Annotated in this window: 17 protein-coding genes; 14 read left to right on the top strand and 3 right to left on the bottom strand. The window is 34.2% G+C overall.

Annotation, left to right across the window (positions count from 1 at the left end; genetic code table 11):
- Positions 1-139: 139 nt before the first annotated feature.
- The gene (locus FD33_RS04945; protein ID WP_081784508.1) at positions 140-1789 is read left to right on the top strand and encodes an alpha,alpha-phosphotrehalase; all 1650 of its coding nucleotides are present in this window, start codon (positions 140-142) and stop codon (positions 1787-1789) included.
- 62 nt (positions 1790-1851) lie between these two features.
- A complete protein-coding gene (locus FD33_RS04940; protein ID WP_056955810.1) occupies positions 1852-2583 on the top strand; it encodes a GntR family transcriptional regulator in 732 nt (243 codons plus the stop codon).
- A 50-nt stretch (positions 2584-2633) separates the two neighbouring features.
- Here FD33_RS04940 and FD33_RS04935 read toward each other — a convergent pair whose 3' ends face one another.
- Positions 2634-3356 carry a GntR family transcriptional regulator gene (locus FD33_RS04935; protein WP_025085143.1) on the bottom strand — a complete coding sequence of 241 codons (723 nt, stop codon included), beginning with the start codon at positions 3354-3356 and terminating at the stop codon, positions 2634-2636.
- 152 nt (positions 3357-3508) lie between these two features.
- Positions 3509-4585: a GDSL-type esterase/lipase family protein gene (locus tag FD33_RS04930; RefSeq protein ID WP_025085142.1), complete on the bottom strand. Its 1077-nt coding sequence runs from the start codon at positions 4583-4585 to the stop codon at positions 3509-3511.
- A gap of 191 nt (positions 4586-4776) precedes the next feature.
- Here FD33_RS04930 and FD33_RS04925 point away from each other — a divergent pair, with 191 nt between their 5' ends.
- From FD33_RS04925 to FD33_RS04895, 7 genes are all read left to right on the top strand, one after another.
- Positions 4777-5472, top strand: coding sequence for a GntR family transcriptional regulator (locus tag FD33_RS04925; RefSeq protein ID WP_054642886.1), 696 nt, complete (start codon positions 4777-4779; stop codon positions 5470-5472).
- A 246-nt stretch (positions 5473-5718) separates the two neighbouring features.
- Positions 5719-6027, top strand: coding sequence for a PTS sugar transporter subunit IIB (locus FD33_RS04920; RefSeq protein ID WP_025085139.1), 309 nt, complete (start codon positions 5719-5721; stop codon positions 6025-6027).
- Between the two features lies 1 nt (position 6028).
- Positions 6029-7459, top strand: a complete 1431-nt coding sequence (locus tag FD33_RS04915) for a PTS sugar transporter subunit IIC (RefSeq protein ID WP_025085138.1) — start codon at positions 6029-6031, stop codon at positions 7457-7459.
- Positions 7460-7473: 14 nt separating this feature from the next.
- Positions 7474-7815: a PTS lactose/cellobiose transporter subunit IIA gene (locus FD33_RS04910; RefSeq protein ID WP_025085137.1), complete on the top strand. Its 342-nt coding sequence runs from the start codon at positions 7474-7476 to the stop codon at positions 7813-7815.
- The gene (locus tag FD33_RS04905; RefSeq protein WP_056955809.1) at positions 7808-9292 is read left to right on the top strand and encodes a sialate O-acetylesterase; all 1485 of its coding nucleotides are present in this window, start codon (positions 7808-7810) and stop codon (positions 9290-9292) included. The genes FD33_RS04910 and FD33_RS04905 overlap by 8 nt, the downstream gene beginning before the upstream one ends.
- A gap of 2 nt (positions 9293-9294) precedes the next feature.
- Positions 9295-10182: an ROK family protein gene (locus tag FD33_RS04900; protein ID WP_056955808.1), complete on the top strand. Its 888-nt coding sequence runs from the start codon at positions 9295-9297 to the stop codon at positions 10180-10182.
- A 3-nt stretch (positions 10183-10185) separates the two neighbouring features.
- The gene (locus tag FD33_RS04895) at positions 10186-11574 is read left to right on the top strand and encodes a glycoside hydrolase family 1 protein (protein ID WP_025085135.1); all 1389 of its coding nucleotides are present in this window, start codon (positions 10186-10188) and stop codon (positions 11572-11574) included.
- Positions 11575-11766: 192 nt separating this feature from the next.
- Here FD33_RS04895 and FD33_RS04890 read toward each other — a convergent pair whose 3' ends face one another.
- The gene (locus FD33_RS04890; protein ID WP_025085134.1) at positions 11767-12519 is read right to left on the bottom strand and encodes a WxL domain-containing protein; all 753 of its coding nucleotides are present in this window, start codon (positions 12517-12519) and stop codon (positions 11767-11769) included.
- 288 nt (positions 12520-12807) lie between these two features.
- On the opposite strand from FD33_RS04890, the gene FD33_RS04885 reads away from it, so the two are divergent.
- The 5 genes from FD33_RS04885 (at position 12808) to dltC (ending at position 17564) form a co-directional block, all read left to right on the top strand.
- Complete coding sequence (locus FD33_RS04885) at positions 12808-13680, top strand: ROK family protein (protein ID WP_025085927.1); 873 nt, start codon at positions 12808-12810, stop codon at positions 13678-13680.
- Positions 13681-14408: 728 nt separating this feature from the next.
- Positions 14409-14558 (top strand): teichoic acid D-Ala incorporation-associated protein DltX, encoded by a 150-nt coding sequence (locus FD33_RS04880; RefSeq protein ID WP_025085928.1) that lies wholly within the window; start codon positions 14409-14411, stop codon positions 14556-14558.
- 18 nt (positions 14559-14576) lie between these two features.
- Entirely contained in the window at positions 14577-16097 is a 1521-nt protein-coding gene (gene dltA / locus FD33_RS04875) for a D-alanine--poly(phosphoribitol) ligase subunit DltA (protein ID WP_025085929.1), read from the top strand.
- Positions 16090-17301, top strand: coding sequence for a D-alanyl-lipoteichoic acid biosynthesis protein DltB (dltB, locus tag FD33_RS04870; RefSeq protein ID WP_025085930.1), 1212 nt, complete (start codon positions 16090-16092; stop codon positions 17299-17301). Before dltA ends, dltB begins: the two co-directional genes overlap by 8 nt.
- A gap of 23 nt (positions 17302-17324) precedes the next feature.
- Positions 17325-17564 (top strand): D-alanine--poly(phosphoribitol) ligase subunit DltC, encoded by a 240-nt coding sequence (gene dltC / locus FD33_RS04865; RefSeq protein ID WP_371125783.1) that lies wholly within the window; start codon positions 17325-17327, stop codon positions 17562-17564.
- Positions 17565-17566: the final 2 nt, after the last annotated feature.

The raw sequence follows: 17566 nt of genomic DNA, 5'->3' as shown, positions 1-17566 counted from the left end.
AAATTTACCTGGAAATGTTGTGATAATAGTCATTTTGACTATATTCCATTATTCCATCCGGTATAGAACAATTGACAGTTGTATAAACATATTATAAAATTGCGTCGTTAAGTGAGGACTTATATTGAGGAGTATTAAAATGAAGGAATGGCAAAAAGAAACTGTTTATCAGATTTATCCGCGCAGTTTTCAAGATTCTAACGGGGATGGTATCGGTGATATCAACGGTATTATTTCACGTCTCGATTATTTACAAAAGCTGGGAATTGGCTTGATTTGGTTAACGCCAATGTACCTTTCACCCGGAAATGATAATGGATATGATATCGCTGATTATTACAGGATTGATCCTGTTTTTGGAACAATGGATGATTTTGAGAAATTACTATCGGAAGCGCATAAGCGTGATATCAAAATCATTATGGATATGGTATTGAATCATACTTCAAATGAAAATTCTTGGTTTAAAGAGGCCTTGAAATCAAAAGATAATCCGTATCACAATTATTATATTTGGCGTGATCCGGTTGATGGACATGAACCAAATAATTGGGTTTCAAAATTTAGTGGTAGTGCTTGGAAGTATGTACCGGAATTAGACCAATATTATTTACATCTATATGATGTAACGATGCCCGATTTGAATTGGCGTAATGAAAATTTACGAGCTGAAATTTTTAAAATGCTGACGTATTGGGCTAACAAGGGTATTGATGGTTTTCGTTTGGATGTTATTAACAATATTTCCAAAGATAAAAATATGCCAAATGATACTTTTAACACTCCTCTGGATGATGGACGAAACTTCTATACCAATGGACCACATGTCCACGAATATATTCACGAAATGTACGAGAAGGTCTTTGGACCTAATAAGTTTGTAACGGTTGGTGAATTATCATCAACACCTATTTCTGAAGCTGTGAAATATACTAATCCTAAACGTCAAGAATTGTCGATGGCATTTACCTTTCATCATGTGAAGGTTGATTATACTAATGGTAAAAAATGGACTTTGGGACATTATAAGTTAACTGATTTGACCAGTATTTTAAGTGCTTGGCAAACACAGATGCAACGTCACGGTGGTTGGAATGCTTTATTCTGGAATAATCACGATCAACCACGAGCAATTTCGAGATTTACCAATGATGATGAATATCGTGATCAGTCAGCTAAATTGTTAGCAATGGTGGAATTTGGATTGCAAGGAACACCTTATATTTATCAAGGTGATGAAATTGCAATGAAGAATGCTTATTTTACTGATATCAAGCAATATAAGGATCATGAATCGATCAATGCTTATCATGAAATGTTAAAAAATGGAATGTCTGAGGATCTGGCACTTCAAATTTTGCAACAGAAATCGCGAGAAAATTCACGTTTACCAATGCAATGGGATTCGACTAAGTATTATGGATTTACAACAGGTCAACCATGGTTAAAACCGCAACATCATGATGACTATTCAGTTGAGAAAGTGCTGAAAACGAAGAACAATATCTTCGATTTTTATCGTGCTTTGATTTTTCTACGAAAACATAAAACAGTACTTGTTGATGGGGAGTACAAGTTATTGAATCCCAAGGACAATAGTGTCTATAGCTATGAAAGATTTAATAATAAGCGTAAAATTTTAGTAATGGCCAATTTTACTGAACATGCTCAAGAGCGTGATGTGGCTGCTGGTTTCGATTTAATTTTGGGGAATTATGGCGATATGCAGCTCAATCAAGGAAAAATAACTTTGCGCCCATATGAATCGGTCATGTTAGAAAAGAAGTAGATATTTAATATCTTCAAATAGATGAGGTTGTTGCTGTTAAGCAATTATATTGAGGAGAAATTATGCCAAAAAATTTATATTCAGATATATATCACATATTGAAAGGTGAAATCGATAGTGATGTTTATCCACCAAAAACAATTTTGCCAGGTGAGGAAGAATTATCAGAACGTTTCAGTGTAACTAGAAATACGATTCGCCGTGCTTTGAAAAAACTGCAATCTGAGGGCCTGGTTTACACAGTAAAAGGACGTGGGGTAGTTGTATTAGAACCCGTTACCGATAATCGAATGGTTTTTTCAGCGGCTAATCATTTTGGATTCCAAGATTTGACCAGTTTTCCACAGAACAAGTCAATCAGGGAATTAGCTACAAAAGTTTTAACCTTTGAAGAGGTTGAGATCGATAGTGAATTGTCAGAGCAGACTTCTTTTAGCTTAGGCGATATAGCCTACCATATCGAAAGATTGCGTATGGTAAATGGTAAGGCAATGGCTTTAGATACGAGTTATTTTAGAAAAGAAAATATGCCTAATTTGAGTAAAAACGACGCGCAAAAGTCCATTTATCAATATATTCGTGATGAAGATCTCTTTAAAATTGCGGCTGCTCGATCGGTAGCAACAGTAGAGACAGCAGATGAAAGAGAAACAGATCTATTGGATTTGAATGAATCTAATTGTGTCGGTGTTTTGAAGAAATATGTTTATACTGATTTGGGAAGTTTGTTTGAATGTACGGAAACTAAATATATTCCTAACCATTTCTCATTAGTTGGATTTGAATCATATTAGAGACAAAAAAAGTGAGTAGCCACTGAAAGGTTACTCACTTTTTGTTATGATTAGAATTTAATGATTTGATTGAAAATGAAGTTATCAGGAATAAAATGTGATTCAGTATATTCGAATTGTTTGCCATCATCATTAAAGGCAAAACTAATCATATTACCAACACAATTGTTGATTCCTAAATTGAGATGTTCATAGTCAATTTGAGAAGCGTGTTCAATTCGTAATTGTCGTTTGACTACGGCAATTTTCATCTGTAAATCTTTTTTTATATAATCATAGATTGAACCTGATGCAATTTTAGGTGTGATCTTCGGAACAATTTGTGCGTTGAAATAATTGATATCCAAAACGGCGTTTTTAGTGTTAATTCTACGAATACGTTTGATAGCATAGACGGGAACACCTACAGAAAAGGACGTTTTTTGATGAAGTTTTTCGTCAACGATAATCTGTTGGAAGTCGGCAATAATTGTTTTTCGATCGATTTTTTGAGCACTATTGAGAGATTGAAGACCATTTATTTTTGCCAAGCTAAGATTAATTTCTTTAGTTTGAGGAGTCTGTTCTAAAACAACAACGCCTTTACCTTTGACACTGTAAACAAGACCCTCATTAACCAACTGTTTAATGGCCTTTCTGATTGCATAACGACTAACGTTGAATTCTTCAATCAGAGCATCTTCAGTTGGCAAACGCATCTTAATGTTGTATTGTCCGCTTAAGACACGCTCTTTTAATATTGTATAAATATCACTGTTAGTAGTTTCAACCATTATTAAATCTCCAATAAACATAATTGATCAATATATACTATTCATATTACATTATATTAAAAATGATTTAAACATATTACCCAAAAACTTAATTATAAATATAAGAATATATTCCAAAAACTTATGTAGTTTATATGTCATGGAATATTATTTTAAACCATTCGTTTGCGAATTAACTGTTCTTCAACAAATTTAGCAACTTTTTTACCACCTTCAGCAGATAAATGGACATGGTCGCCATAGTCAAATTCTGATTTAAGTTTATTGTCTTCACCAACGAAACTAGCAATATCAATAACATGTGGCATCTTCAATAATTCATGATTGACTGCCAGACGAATTTTTTCCTTTTCTTCGGACCAAGCAAAAACACCACCGTTAATATTGCCATAAGCAGGGGTAATGGTCATTGGAACGAAAGTAATACCGTGCTTTTTACATTTTTTCCTTAAAGTATGAATAGCCTTGATTAAGGCATTGGCATTAGGTAATTCACTGACCGGGGCGCCAGTACCAGGATGAAGTAAATCATTGACACCTTCCATGAATATAACAATGTTAGGCTGATATTCGGCAATCATATGATCGAAACGGGTGAAACCAGCTTCACCAAAACTAGTAGACCATTGTGAAGTACTGTGGCCAGGATGAAGTAGACGATTACCTGAGATGCCATAATTAGCGGTGACACAGTGAAATTCTTTTTCCAGATCAATAGAAAGTGGAGCGGTATAGTTACCCTGATTGGTTAAAGAATCACCGAATAGGCCAATTTTTTTATGTGCGTGTTCAGTTTTTATTTGAATTTCTGAAATGCCAAAGAAATATTTAGTTTCCTTAGGATCAGAATTTTCAGTCCTAATTAAATCGTTAGAAATGGTTAATCCTAACGTATGAATGGCTTTAGTAGGTGAGACAAGGTCAATTGAAAGGTAGGATTCAGCTGGCAAGTTGAAATCAATCCAGTCAGACCATTCCACTAAACGAGATTCCACAGCAAATGATTTTCGACCATCTTTTGTTACTGCAACTTTTTTCTTGGAATCAGTATAAATTTCTAAGCTCTCAATTACTAGTGGCACTTCGCCATATAGATTGTTGAGTTGCAATCGAATTTTTTTGCTAGCAAAAGGTTGGAATATTTCTAAATGTTGATGACCATTAGCATTAATATGGTCAAGGTTATCGTAGTTGCTGAAATTATGTTTCCATGTGGTAGTTTTAATCATAATAATTCCTTCTTCTTTCAGACCTTTATAGTAGTATCATAGCATGTTTAAACAATTAAAGTTAAAGATAAAATTGAAAAATAATGGTATAGATGAATTGTTAGACTTATCTATACCGTGAGTTATAATTACTTATAGTTCAAGTAAATATTTGTTATAACAAATATTGAGTTTAGTTCGGAGGCACGTATATGAAAGAGACGCCCAAATATGTGATTGTGGCGAATCGTTTAAGACAGCAGATTTTGGAGAAGGAATATCAAATCAATGAACAGCTACCCCAAGAAACGGCTATAGCTAAGTCATTGAATGTCAGTCGAATCACAGTTCGAAAGGCTTTAGATATTCTGGTAAATGAAGGACTGATCTATCGAATACAAGGTTCAGGGACATTCGTCAAGGATAATCAACCAGGTGAGGGTGTCCAAAGTAAGCAATCTCTAGAAATATTTGATTTTAATAAGTATTCCGTGAAGCTGATTAATTTTGGCGTAAGTAAGCCTAGCCCTACAGTAATGGATCAAATGAATATCAATCAATTCGATTTGACCTATGAAATTGAGCGTTTGATTATGAATGGTAAGACAATTATTGCTTTACAGAATATTTTTATGCCCGTAAAGATAATTCAGGGAATGCAAATGGGCTCTTTAATGGGGTCAATTTATGACTTCATTGAAAAGGAATTAGATTTGAATATTGATAGTGCTATCAGGACTGTCTCTTCAGAAATTTCCAATGATGATACATCTAGAATATTGGACCTATCAAAACCTGAACCTCTGTTGACAGTAGAGCAGCGCTCATTCCTAGATAATGGTCAAATCTTCGAGTATGCGTATACTTACATTCGTTCATCACAATTCTCGTTACATGAATCAGTTTAAAACAAATGTTTAATTTCAGAAAGTGCAAATTTGCGAAAGCAAGTTTGCACTTTTTTTATCTAAAAAACACAAGATAGCGCTGAAAGGGCATTTTTTGAACATCTTTTATAAGCAATTCGGATAACCATTGGTTTAGTAGTTGACAATGTGCATTCTAAATTTGTTATAACAAATTTAAAAATGGTATTGACTTCAAAAGCGTATACTTTTATACTGAAAGCGTTAACAAATGAAGGGGGTTTCATTATGAAACAATTAAAGATTGCTATCTTTTGTAGTGGGGGATTCTCCACAAGTCTAATTGGTTCAAAGATGCAAAAGGTATACGACGCCGAAGGTGCCGATGTAAAAGTTGATGCTTATGATTTTGGTATGGTTGATGAAGTTGGTGATGATGTTGACGTTATCTTGCTAGCTCCACAAATTGGCTGGGCATATGATCAAACTAAGGAAGCTCATCCAAATACAAAAGTAATTCTATTGACCATGCAACAATTCGGTAGCATGGACGGACAAGTTCTTGTAGATGTATTGAAAGAGAAGGGAATTGGCTAAAATGGGAAAGAGCAAAGGAAGCAGAACACAAAATTTCCAAGCAAATTTTACTAGAGTGGCTGGTAAAATTGCTGCTAATAAGTTGTTATTAACTTTACGTGATTCATTTATCATTGTTGCTGCAACATCAATGATTGCTGGTTTTGCTATTATGATTCAAAATGTTTTCGTTGATCCAACTAACGGGTTGATCTTCGGTAAACAAGGTCTAGGTTTAGGTCGTTTGATCAGTGGTTCATGGTCCGCATGGGCTGCATCTGGTTTGTTTAAAGGTTTAACGACAACAGGTAATTTGATTGGACTTATTTCAAATGGTTCATTAAATACCTTTGCTGTACTATTAGTTGTTATTTTTTCACATACATTTTCACGCAAATATTTCCCAAAGAGTAAGGAACATATGACTTCTGTTCTATATGCTTTAGGTGCATTCTTTATCTGTATGCCATGGAAGTTCCAATACACACCTGATGGTGCTAAAAAACCTATCGATGTTTTAAATTACATGGATACAACATTCTTTGGTACAAAAGGTGTTTTTGCTGCTTTACTAATTAGTGGGTTTGCCGTTTGGATTTACAATAAGGTTCTTGAAAAGAACATTACTATTAAAATGCCAGATTCAGTACCACCAGCCGTCGCACGAAGTTTTGAATCATTGATTCCTGGTGTTATTACAATGGGTGTTTTCATTGTTTTGACAGGTTTAAGTACAACATTCACTGGTGAAACAATGCCTGAATTGCTATTAACTGCTTTACAAAAACCTGCTCTTGCTATTTCTGGTACTGGACTATTTGCCTTTGTATCGCAAACAACATGGAGCTTGCTTCAATGGTTTGGTATCCATCCAACATCAATTTGGGGACCAATCTTTGGTTTAACATGGAATATCAATGATACTCAAAACATGCTAGGTCAAGCACATCATATTTACTCAACATTGTTCATGAATTTCTCAACTGTTGCTGCTGGTTCATGTTCAGTATCACCAGTTTTAGCTTTGATCCTATTTTCAAAGAGAGCTGCCGCAAAGAAAGTTTCTAAAATTTCTTTGATGCCTGCTATCTTCAATATTTCTGAACCTGTTACTTTCGGTTTGCCAATTATTTTGAATCCTTTGTACTTTATTCCATGGTTAGTAGCTCAACCATTAGCATTCTACATCGGACTATTATTTACAAAACTTGGTTTTATTGGACCTATCGTAAATAATGTTCCATGGACAGTGCCTACGTTACTTTCAGGACTTCTATACACTGGATCAATCAATGGATTAATTGTTCAGGCAGTTATTGTTGTTGCTACAACAGCCATTTACTACCCATTCATTAAGATGGATAACAAGTTGAATCCAGATATTGTTAAAGAAACAGAAATGAACGAAGCTCATAAAGAATCAGAAAAGGAATTAAAGACAAGTCAAGCATAGGAGATGTCATTAACTTGGATGAAAAACAATTAAAACGTGCAATGGAATTGATCTCGGTTGCCGGAACTGCTAAATCAATGTGTATCAATGCTATGAATCAAGCAGAAAAAGGTGAAATCGACACTGCTAGAACAACTTTAAAAGATGCTAAAAAAACTTTACATGAGGCACACAATATTCAGACTAAATGGATGACTGATGAGATGAATGGGGAAAAGGTTGAGAAATCAATCATGTTGATTCATTCTCAAGATCATTTCATTTCAGCTGACATTATGATGACTGTGGCTGAAAAGGTAATTAATTTGCATGATGAAATCGCTCAATTAAAGGCTAAGGAACAAGTAAATGGATAGGACTTTACAAGTAGACGGTATCTATACAGATAAGATGGTTGTTCCTGAAAATAAGTCTTTTAAGATTAGTGGACGAGCTATTAGTAATACGATTGTCAGTGCCAAAGTATTGGATCGGGTTTTTATCACAAATACTAATGATGATGGTTTATGGACAATTAAGATTTCGGCCTTGCCAGAAAAGACAGTTGCTGATATTGAATTGAAGAATTTAGACGAGACGTTAACTTTAAAAGATATTAAAACGGGTAAAGTTATTTTATTGACAGGACAATCTAATATTGAATTCAAATTTCGAGATGACGCCGAATATCAAGAACAAATTGATCATTTGAATCTACAAAATGTTTATTTTTATAATGTTCCACAGTTAGAATATCAGGATAATGAAATCACATTACCAAAAGGTTTAACTACATCTAAGTGGGAAATTGCAGACAAAGATACTCTTTGGGAAATGTCCGATATTGGTTATTGGATCGCCAAAGAATTATCAAAATTGGATCCTGATGAAGTGGTTGGTATTATTGACTGTTATAAAGGTGGAACTTCAATATCATCATGGGTGCCAGAAGAGGTTTTGCAAAGTAGCCAAGAATTAATTGATCGTTATGTTGAACCATTTAAAGAAGCTACGACTGGTAAGACTCAAATTGATTATGACCGCGAGTTTGCTGACTACAATGCTTCGGTGGAAAAACATAATACCGATTTAGCCAAATTTCAAAAAGAAAATCCTGAGGTTTCATTGAGTGATGCCAAGGATAAAGTTGGTCACACACCGTGGCCACCTCCAATGACACCGACTTCCTATTTACGTCCCAATGGTTTGTTCCATACGATGATTGAACAAGTAAGTAATTACTCTTTTAATAAAGTTGTTTGGTATCAAGGAGAAAATGATGCTGACAATCCTGATGTATATGCCATTATGCTCCGTGGTTTAGTTTCGAGTTGGCGTAAGTTGTTTGCTGATCAATCATTGCCATTTTATATTGTGCAATTGCCAGGTTATTACGATGAACCACAAGATGCTTGGGCTATTATTCGACAACACCAATTAGAAATTACGCAAACTTTGAATGATGTTCACTTAGTTTCTATTGCTGATACAGGTGAAAAACACAATATTCATCCTACTCATAAACGAATAGCAGGAACTAGAATTGGTAAAATTCTCTCAGATAAAAGTTACAATTCGACTCCATATGTTTATCGGAAACAAATAGTAGGCAATCAATTAATTCTGTTTGTTGCATCGGTAAGTGCCTTGGTTCAACGCGGAAAAGCCGAAATGGAAGTTAGAAAAGCAGGTAAGTGGTCGACACAAGAAGTTTCCGCAGTTGGTAATGTTATCGTAATCAGTAACGCTCAAGATATTGAAAAGATTCGCTATGCTTATGCAAATTATCCAAAGTGTACCTTGTTTAATGAATTTGGTGCTCCACTAGCACCTTTTGAAATGGAGATTGAATAAAGATGAGTAATTTAGGTTTGGTTGATATTGGTGGAACATCTATCAAATTTGCAGTGATGAAAGATGACCAACTAGAAAAATTAGAACCAGTTAAAACTCCGCAAACACTCGAAGAGTTTTATCAAGTTTTGACAAATAAAGTGGATTCGATGAAGGCACAATATCAAATTACAGGTGTTGGCATCAGTTCACCGGGAGCTGTTAATAAGAAGACTGGTGTAGTTGAAGGAGCCTCCGCTATTCCGTATATTCATAATTTTGAAATTCAACAGGCTTTAAGCAAACGTTTTGATTTACCTGTTAGCATGGAAAATGATGCTAATTGTGCCGCTTTGGCAGAACTAGATTCAGGAGCTGGTAGGGATGTTTCAAGTTTGCTGTTTCTAATTATTGGTACAGGAGTCGGTGGATCAGTAATTATCAATCATCAAATTTGGCACGGTGCACATTTATTCGGCGGTGAATTTGGTTTTACACTGGCTGATGATAAAAGTACTTTGAGTAATTTGGCTACATCAGTTGGTGTGGCTCAAAGATATAATGCCAATTCCAAACCAATTACGAATTATAGTGGTAAAGAAGTTTTTGATTTGGCTGATCATGGAGATACACGCGCACAAAAAGAAGTTCAGACGATGTATTATTCCTTAGCCAAAGGAATCTATAACTTGCAATATAGTTTTGATCCCGAATTGATTGTTCTGGGGGGAGCAGTATCTAACAATCCACATCTGATTCCTGAAGTTAATAAGGAAATCGAAAAGATCCGTAAAGTTGTTAAAATTGCTTCAATTAAACCTGAAATCGTACCATGTCACTACACTGACGAGGCTAATTTACGTGGAGCAGCAGTTGATTTTGCTCAAACGTATCCAAAGGAGGATGCTTAAACGATGGTAAAATTTCCAGATGATTTTGCCTGGGGAGCAGCTACTTCAGGTCCACAATCGGAAGGTAACTTTCACAAGCCTAATCAAAATGTCTTTGATTATTGGTTTGAAAAGAAACCGGATGATTTTTACGATGGGGTAGGGCCTGATGAAGCCTCCAACTTCTATAACGACTATCAAAAAGATATTCCATTAATGGCAAAGGCTGGTATCAAAGCTTTAAGAACCTCAATTCAATGGACACGTCTAATCAAAAATTTGGATACTGGTGAAGTTGATCCAGATGGTGCTGAATTTTATAACAATGTAATCAATTGTTTGATTGAAAATGGAATTGAGCCGTATATCAATTTGTTTCACTTTGATTTACCTATTCAACTCTATCAGGAATTTGGTGGTTGGGAATCAAAACATGTAACTGACCTATTTGCTGATTATGCTGAAAAATGTTTTGAGTTGTTTGGTGATCGAGTTAAAAACTGGTTTACATTTAATGAACCTAAAGTTATTTTGGATGGCGAATATTTGTATCAATTTCACTATCCACTAAAAGTTGATGGACCAGCATCTGTTCAAGTTGCCTATAATTTGAATTTGGCATCTGCTAAAGCTATTAAGCGTTTCAGAGCTTGGAAGAAAACTAACAAATCTGATGCTAAGATTGGAACCATTTTGAACTTAACACCAGCCTATCCAGCTTCAAATGATCCAGAAGATGTCAAAGCTGCTAAATTCGCCACTATGTGGGATGACAATATGTTCTTGGATCCAGCTGTCTTAGGACACTTTCCTGAAGAGTTGGTACAAATATTAGATGATGCAGGTGTACTTTTCCAAAGCACACCAGAAGAATTGAAGTTGATTGCTGACAATACAGTCGATGTATTAGGCGTTAATTTCTATCATCCTGAAAGAGTCCAGAGACCTAGTGTTTCACCAAAGAGTCTTCAAGACTGGATGCCCGATATTTATTTTGATAATTACGAAATGCCTGGTCGAGTTATGAATGTTGATAAAGGATGGGAAATTTATCCACAGACGCTTTACGATATTGCAATTAATATTCGTGATAACTACAAAAACATTCCATGGTTCGTTTCCGAAAATGGTATGGGCGTCTCAAGAGAAGAGCGTTTCATGAAAGATGGCGTTATTCAAGATGATTATCGAATCAACTTTATTCATGATCATTTGGTCCAATTGCACAAGGGTATCGAAGCTGGTTCTAATTGCCATGGTTACTTTGTTTGGACGGCAATCGACTGTTGGTCCTGGAAGAATGCCTATCGTAATCGTTACGGTTTGATTCGCGATGATATTCATACGCAAACAAAGACATTGAAAAAATCAGGACAATGGTATGCTAAAATTAGTGCTGATAACGGATTTTAAAGAAGACAGTTAGATCAAAATCAAATTTGGTTAAAATGTGAGTGTGTTTAATACGTAATTTTGTAAAATAAAAACGACCTCTATTAAGAGATTCAAGTAAAGAATATATCTTGAATACTTAATGGAAGTCTTTTTTTGTAATTAATCATAAAAAATCCTCTAGTTTATATTCAAGCTAGAGGATTTTGATATCTATTTAGTTGTTGTTGTAGGATTTGCAGTTAATGTCCAAGTTACCACAGCATTCATATTTTTAGATGTTTTGTCGTAACTGTAGTCAGAATTTTTGGGGAGAGTCATACTTGCTGAATCAGGTGTATTAAATTCAGCCTTAATAACACCAGGATTGTATGATCCTTTTTTTAGATCCATAACAGTTGAAGTGGAGCTGGCATTTGAAACTAAAGAAGCAGCTTGAGTTGAAAGAGAAGTGGAACTGCTAGATACGTTATTGTTATTAGAATCCAATAAAGGCATAGAACTTAAATCCAAAATAGCATCAAGTGATGTGTTATCAGTTCCAACTAAAGATCCCATTTTAGCTGATAAATTAAATCCGGGAATATCTTCTTTAGAAGTTAAATTACGTGAATCAGTGACTTGTAAAAGTCCTTTGCTGTTACCATCATCAACAGCATTATTGATACCAGTCGTATCAGGTGTGTTATTTTTCAATTTAGCCGTTGAGCCTAAAGCAATATTACCAAAATTGAAATCAGGTACAGCATCAAGTGTTAAATAACCTGAAAGAACGGTCACAGTAACGGTTGAGGTCGTTGAATTAGGTTCAGTTGAATCATTGGCTGCTAATGAGGTAACAACGGAGTCAGATTTATCAACACTAATAGCATCAGCTTCGGCAGCCTTAATAGTTGTTAGGGGAGTTAAAGACAAACTAAGACTTGTCAAAGCTAATAGACGAATGATATTTTTTAAGAATTTCATTAGCTAACCCCCTAACTGTGATATTCATGAAACTATTTCATACTTAGAGTTTATCAAAAGAAGCCAGACGGTTTGTATCTAAATTTATAAATGTTTTTTATCTAAATTGAAAAATGATTATAAACAAAAACAAGACCATTTCTATTAAAAAAATGTAAATAAGTATATTTTGTGTTTAAACAGCTATATATATTAAAAGTGTTCGATTTCTAATCTTTTGAACGATTTATTAATAGATATGTTAATCTAGAAGTATTAAATGAAAACGATTGCATTAGGAGAGAAAAAATGAAGGATGTTGCTTTAATAGATGTCGGCGGTACAAGTATTAAATACGGATTGTGGGATAGTCAAAATGATCAGTTAATCGAAAAGGGTGCTTTTGATACTCCGAAAGATCTCACAGGTTATTATGCAGGCTTGACCAAAGTAATTAATAATTTTAAAACTAATCATGAACTAGCGGGAGTAGGGATGAGTACTCCAGGAGCAGTTAATAAGGAAACTGGTGTTATTGAGGGTGCCAGTGCCCTACCTTATATTCACAATTTTAAAATACAAACTGAATTAGAAAAAAGATTTGGCCTACCAGTAAGCATGGAAAACGATGCTAACTGTGCTGCTTTGGCCGAAATGGATCGTGGTGTAGCTAAAGGACTAAAGAATTTGATCTTTATTGTTATTGGTACAGGTGTCGGTGGTTCAGTTATCATGGACGGACATGTTCATCATGGAAAACATCTTTTTGGTGGTGAATTTGGTTACACTATTGCAGAAGGATATAAGACGTTAAGCAACGTTGGTACAGCTGTGTCACTAGCTAAACGTTACAATGATGCTAAAGGAACTAACTATTCTGGAAAAGATATATTTGATTTGGCTAAGAATGGCGATAAGCTAGCTCAAGAGTATGCTCATGATTTATATCATCACTTAGCTGTAGCAATTTATAATCTACAATATGGTTTTGACCCAGAGATGATCGTATTAGGTGGAGGAATTTCTCAATCAGATACATTAATACCAAATATTGAAAAAGAAATTCAAGTTATATTAGATAAGGTAGAGATCGCCCCATTCATGCCAATGATCAAGGCATGTAAGTATCGTAACGATGCTAATCTAATTGGTGCTTATGTTGATTTCAAACAAAGCATTTAGAATCTTACTAAAGTTTTGCCAAGACGTACATTGTAGAATTATCAATTGATGGAAAAAGAAGTGCTCATATTAACCAATTAAATTTGGTCAGTATGAACACTTCTTTTTGTGTAAAACAGGAATTTGAACGTATTCACATTCTAGTAAAGTTTTAGTGGAATCGAATATATCAAGTTATTTCTTTATTTCAAAAATAACAAAATAAAGAAATATGATAATTGTGATTTTTGTTATTTTAAACAAATAAAGCAAAAAATATATCGTTTCAATGTAACCGATTTATCTTACAAAAATGTCACATGAGACTAACACTTTGGTAATTGTGACGATCATTCATTTACTTTTAATATGTGTCGTTCATAATAAAAAACGGTAAAGCAATTCCTTATTGAAATTTTCTAAAAAGTGAAAAGTAGTTTTTATTAAGAAAGCTTGCCAATTACAAAGCGTATATTGTGGAAAGTTAAAGTTATTTCAATTATAATAAATTTGTTTAAACAGATAATCGATCAATCATATGTCAGCGTTGCGTTTGGTCAAAAAGTAATAAATTTCTTTATAAAAAGAGCCTTCGTATGACACTAGAGATTTTATTATAATGTTTATACAAATGATATAGAAATAACAATAATCAATTATTTAGGTTCATTTCTTGGTTTGACACCATTTATATTGAATGGTTAGATAGTTTTCGCATAAAGCAAACTCTTTTTAACGAGGTGTTAATTATGAAAAATAGTTTACTTGTTTTTCTAAAAAAGCCGGCCACGGTTTTTGTTATTAAGACAGTTGTATTTTTCGCTATTTTCTTAGTGCTCTTATATATATATGGGTATAACGGTGTTGGTAGTGCCAAATTTATTTACAACGAATTTTAACGGGAGAAGGTAATATTAATGAATAAAATCATTGAAAAAATAACCACCGTCGCATTACAAAACCCTGACAAAGTTTGCTACAAGAATGGGTCAGAGACACATACTTATCAAGAATTAATGCAACAATCAGACCGTGTAGCAAGTTTTATACAGGACAAATTTCTTCCTGCTAAAAGTCCACTTATCATCTATGGTGGACAACAATTTGAAATGTTAGTAATGTTTTTAGGTTCAATTAAAGCCGGCCACGCATACATTCCAGTTGATGATGGTTCGGATCCACAAAGAATTATTCAAATTAATTCGGTTGCTAAACCTTCTTTGATCCTTAATTGGAGTGACACAACAGATTTTGGAGTAGATACTCCGCAAATAACTAAAGCAGAGATGTCCAATGTACTAAATTCTGACAACAACATTTATGACAGCAATCGTAGTGTTGGATTGAATGACAATTTCTATATCATTTTTACTTCAGGAACAACAGGTACTCCTAAGGGTGTACAAATTAGTACGAACAACATTTTGGATTTTGTTCAATGGGCTGAGAAAGAATTTAACTATTCAGATAAAATGAATATGTTATTGCAAGCACCATTTTCTTTCGACTTGTCAGTCTTTGATATTTATCCAGGCTTGATGAATGGCGCTACATTAAATGTAGTTGATAAAGATACAACTAAGAATTTTGGTAAATTGCAAGAGGCTATTATTGAATCAGATTTCAATACATGGGTTTCAACACCATCATTCTTTGAAATGTGTCTATTATTTAGAGGCTTTGATGAAGAACACATGCCACAATTGAATAAGTTTATCTTCTGTGGTGAGGAATTGACTCATGCAACTGCTAAAAAACTGTTGAAGAAGTTCCCTAGTGCTGAGCTTTACAACACTTATGGACCAACTGAAAACACAGTTGCAATTACATCGATCAAAATTGATCAAGATGCATTAGATAAATTTGATCGTCTACCAATTGGTTATTTGAAATCAAATATGGATCATCAAATTATCGGTGCGATTGATGAAAAAACTGGATTGATGACAGGTGAATTACTCGTCAGTGGTCCGGATGTATCAAAGGGTTATCTCAATAATCCTATCCAAACTGAAAAAGCTTTTGAAGAGATTGACGGTAAGATGTTTTATCATACCGGTGATATGGTCAGTGAAGCTGATGACGGTTTATTGTTCTATCATGGTAGAACTGATTTCCAAATTAAGATGCATGGCTACAGAATTGAACTAGAAGAAGTGGATTCAATGCTTGGTAACCTAAGACAGGTAAAGCAATCATGTACAGTTCCTTTGTATAACAATAAGAAACAAGTAAGCAAGATGATTGCTTGTATCGTTTTGGAAGATGAATTTAAAGATAATGATGCGAATGATTTAAATTCTGATATTAAAGACTCATTGAGAGAAACGACAATGGAATATATGATTCCTAACGTTTTGAAATTTGTAGAGCAACTACCAATTAGTAAAAATGGAAAAATTGATAGAAAGACTTTAATAGGCCAGATTAATGAATAACATTACACCCTATAGTAGTCCACATTATTTTATCTATTTAATGTTGCTCTTGTTACCAATCATGATTGGTTTATGGTTTGGTAAACGTTTCAGAGTTTATGATTTTATCGCAACAGTCATTATCTTAATAATCACATTCTTTGGTGGCAATATGTCTCAAGGAATTTCATTGATTTTCTATGTTCTTTACGAAATGTTATTAGTGTTTACATATCTGTCGTATCGTAAAAAACACAATAATTTCTGGATCTTTACCAGTTATGTTGTATTGGCAATCATTCCTCTAGTTTTCGTAAAGTTAGATCCACTTCTTAAGAATCAAACCATTTCATTATTTGCCTTTTTAGGTATCAGTTATTTAACCTTTAAAGCGGTCGAAATAATTATGGAAATTCGTGATGGTGTAATTAAGGATATTAAGCCATATGAATTCGTTCGTTTCTTACTATTCTTCCCAACCATCTCGTCTGGACCTATTGATAGATTTAGACGTTTCCAAAAAGATGTTATGAATGTTCCTAGTCGTGATGAGTATGTTGAACTTTTGCACAGTGGTGTTAACAAATTGATGCAAGGGTTGCTATATAAATTCATTATCGGATACTTCTTTGGCACATTATTGTTACCGAAGATTCAGATTTTGACTTTATCTTATAAAGGTCAGACTCCGTTAGGACTTTCTTGGGCACTAGTAGCCTACATGTATGTATATAGTATGTATTTATTCTTTGACTTTGCTGGTTACTCACTGTTTGCTGTAGCAATTAGTAATTTCATGGGTGTAAAGACACCAATGAACTTTAGAGCTCCTTTCAAGTCCCACAATATTAAGGACTTTTGGAATAGATGGCATATCACTTTATCATTTTGGTTCCGTGATTTCATCTATATGCGTTTAATGTTCACTGTTATCAAACATAAATGGTTAAAGAACCGTGTCACAATTGCTAATGTTGGCTACATTACTTTGTTCCTGATCATGGGATTCTGGCATGGTGAGACTTGGTACTACATTGTTTATGGTATTTTCCACGCCTGCGCAATGATTACCAATGATGCCTGGTTAAGATATAAGAAGAAACATCGTAAACAAATTCCAAGCAATAAGTTTACAGAAGCATTTGCTATCTTCTTAACATTTAATGTTGTATGTTTCAGTTTTATGATTTTCTCAGGTATTTTAAATAAATTATGGTTCGTTTAATTTAAAAATTAGGAGAGTTTATTATGGATGATATTAAAGAAAAAATCGTAGGTATTTTACAAGATGTTACAGGCCTAGACAATGTCGGCCAAGATGCTGATCAAGATCTATTTAAAGATGGTGTTCTAGATTCAATGGCAACAGTAGAAGTTTTGGTAACACTCCAAGATGATTTCGGAATTCAAGTACCAGTTTCAGAATTCGACCGTTCACAATGGTCAACAGTTAACAAAATTGCTCAACGTGTACAAGAATTGGAATAGAC

Source organism: Companilactobacillus paralimentarius DSM 13238 = JCM 10415, from assembly GCF_001434985.1.
Lineage (GTDB): Bacteria > Bacillota > Bacilli > Lactobacillales > Lactobacillaceae > Companilactobacillus > Companilactobacillus paralimentarius.
The sequence above is the reverse complement of the archived record's forward strand: the minus strand, read 5'-3'. Positions and strand labels throughout refer to the sequence as shown.

Coding starts and splice junctions, on each gene's coding strand:
- FD33_RS04945 (WP_081784508.1), top strand. CDS start 140: ATGAAGGAATGGCAAAAAGAAACTGTTTATCAGATTTATCCGCGCAGT.
- FD33_RS04940 (WP_056955810.1), top strand. CDS start 1,852: ATGCCAAAAAATTTATATTCAGATATATATCACATATTGAAAGGTGAA.
- FD33_RS04935 (WP_025085143.1), bottom strand. CDS start 3,356: ATGGTTGAAACTACTAACAGTGATATTTATACAATATTAAAAGAGCGT.
- FD33_RS04930 (WP_025085142.1), bottom strand. CDS start 4,585: ATGATTAAAACTACCACATGGAAACATAATTTCAGCAACTACGATAAC.
- FD33_RS04925 (WP_054642886.1), top strand. CDS start 4,777: ATGAAAGAGACGCCCAAATATGTGATTGTGGCGAATCGTTTAAGACAG.
- FD33_RS04920 (WP_025085139.1), top strand. CDS start 5,719: ATGAAACAATTAAAGATTGCTATCTTTTGTAGTGGGGGATTCTCCACA.
- FD33_RS04915 (WP_025085138.1), top strand. CDS start 6,029: ATGGGAAAGAGCAAAGGAAGCAGAACACAAAATTTCCAAGCAAATTTT.
- FD33_RS04905 (WP_056955809.1), top strand. CDS start 7,808: ATGGATAGGACTTTACAAGTAGACGGTATCTATACAGATAAGATGGTT.
- FD33_RS04900 (WP_056955808.1), top strand. CDS start 9,295: ATGAGTAATTTAGGTTTGGTTGATATTGGTGGAACATCTATCAAATTT.
- FD33_RS04895 (WP_025085135.1), top strand. CDS start 10,186: ATGGTAAAATTTCCAGATGATTTTGCCTGGGGAGCAGCTACTTCAGGT.
- FD33_RS04890 (WP_025085134.1), bottom strand. CDS start 12,519: ATGAAATTCTTAAAAAATATCATTCGTCTATTAGCTTTGACAAGTCTT.
- FD33_RS04885 (WP_025085927.1), top strand. CDS start 12,808: ATGAAGGATGTTGCTTTAATAGATGTCGGCGGTACAAGTATTAAATAC.
- FD33_RS04880 (WP_025085928.1), top strand. CDS start 14,409: ATGAAAAATAGTTTACTTGTTTTTCTAAAAAAGCCGGCCACGGTTTTT.
- dltA (WP_025085929.1), top strand. CDS start 14,577: ATGAATAAAATCATTGAAAAAATAACCACCGTCGCATTACAAAACCCT.
- dltB (WP_025085930.1), top strand. CDS start 16,090: ATGAATAACATTACACCCTATAGTAGTCCACATTATTTTATCTATTTA.
- dltC (WP_371125783.1), top strand. CDS start 17,325: ATGGATGATATTAAAGAAAAAATCGTAGGTATTTTACAAGATGTTACA.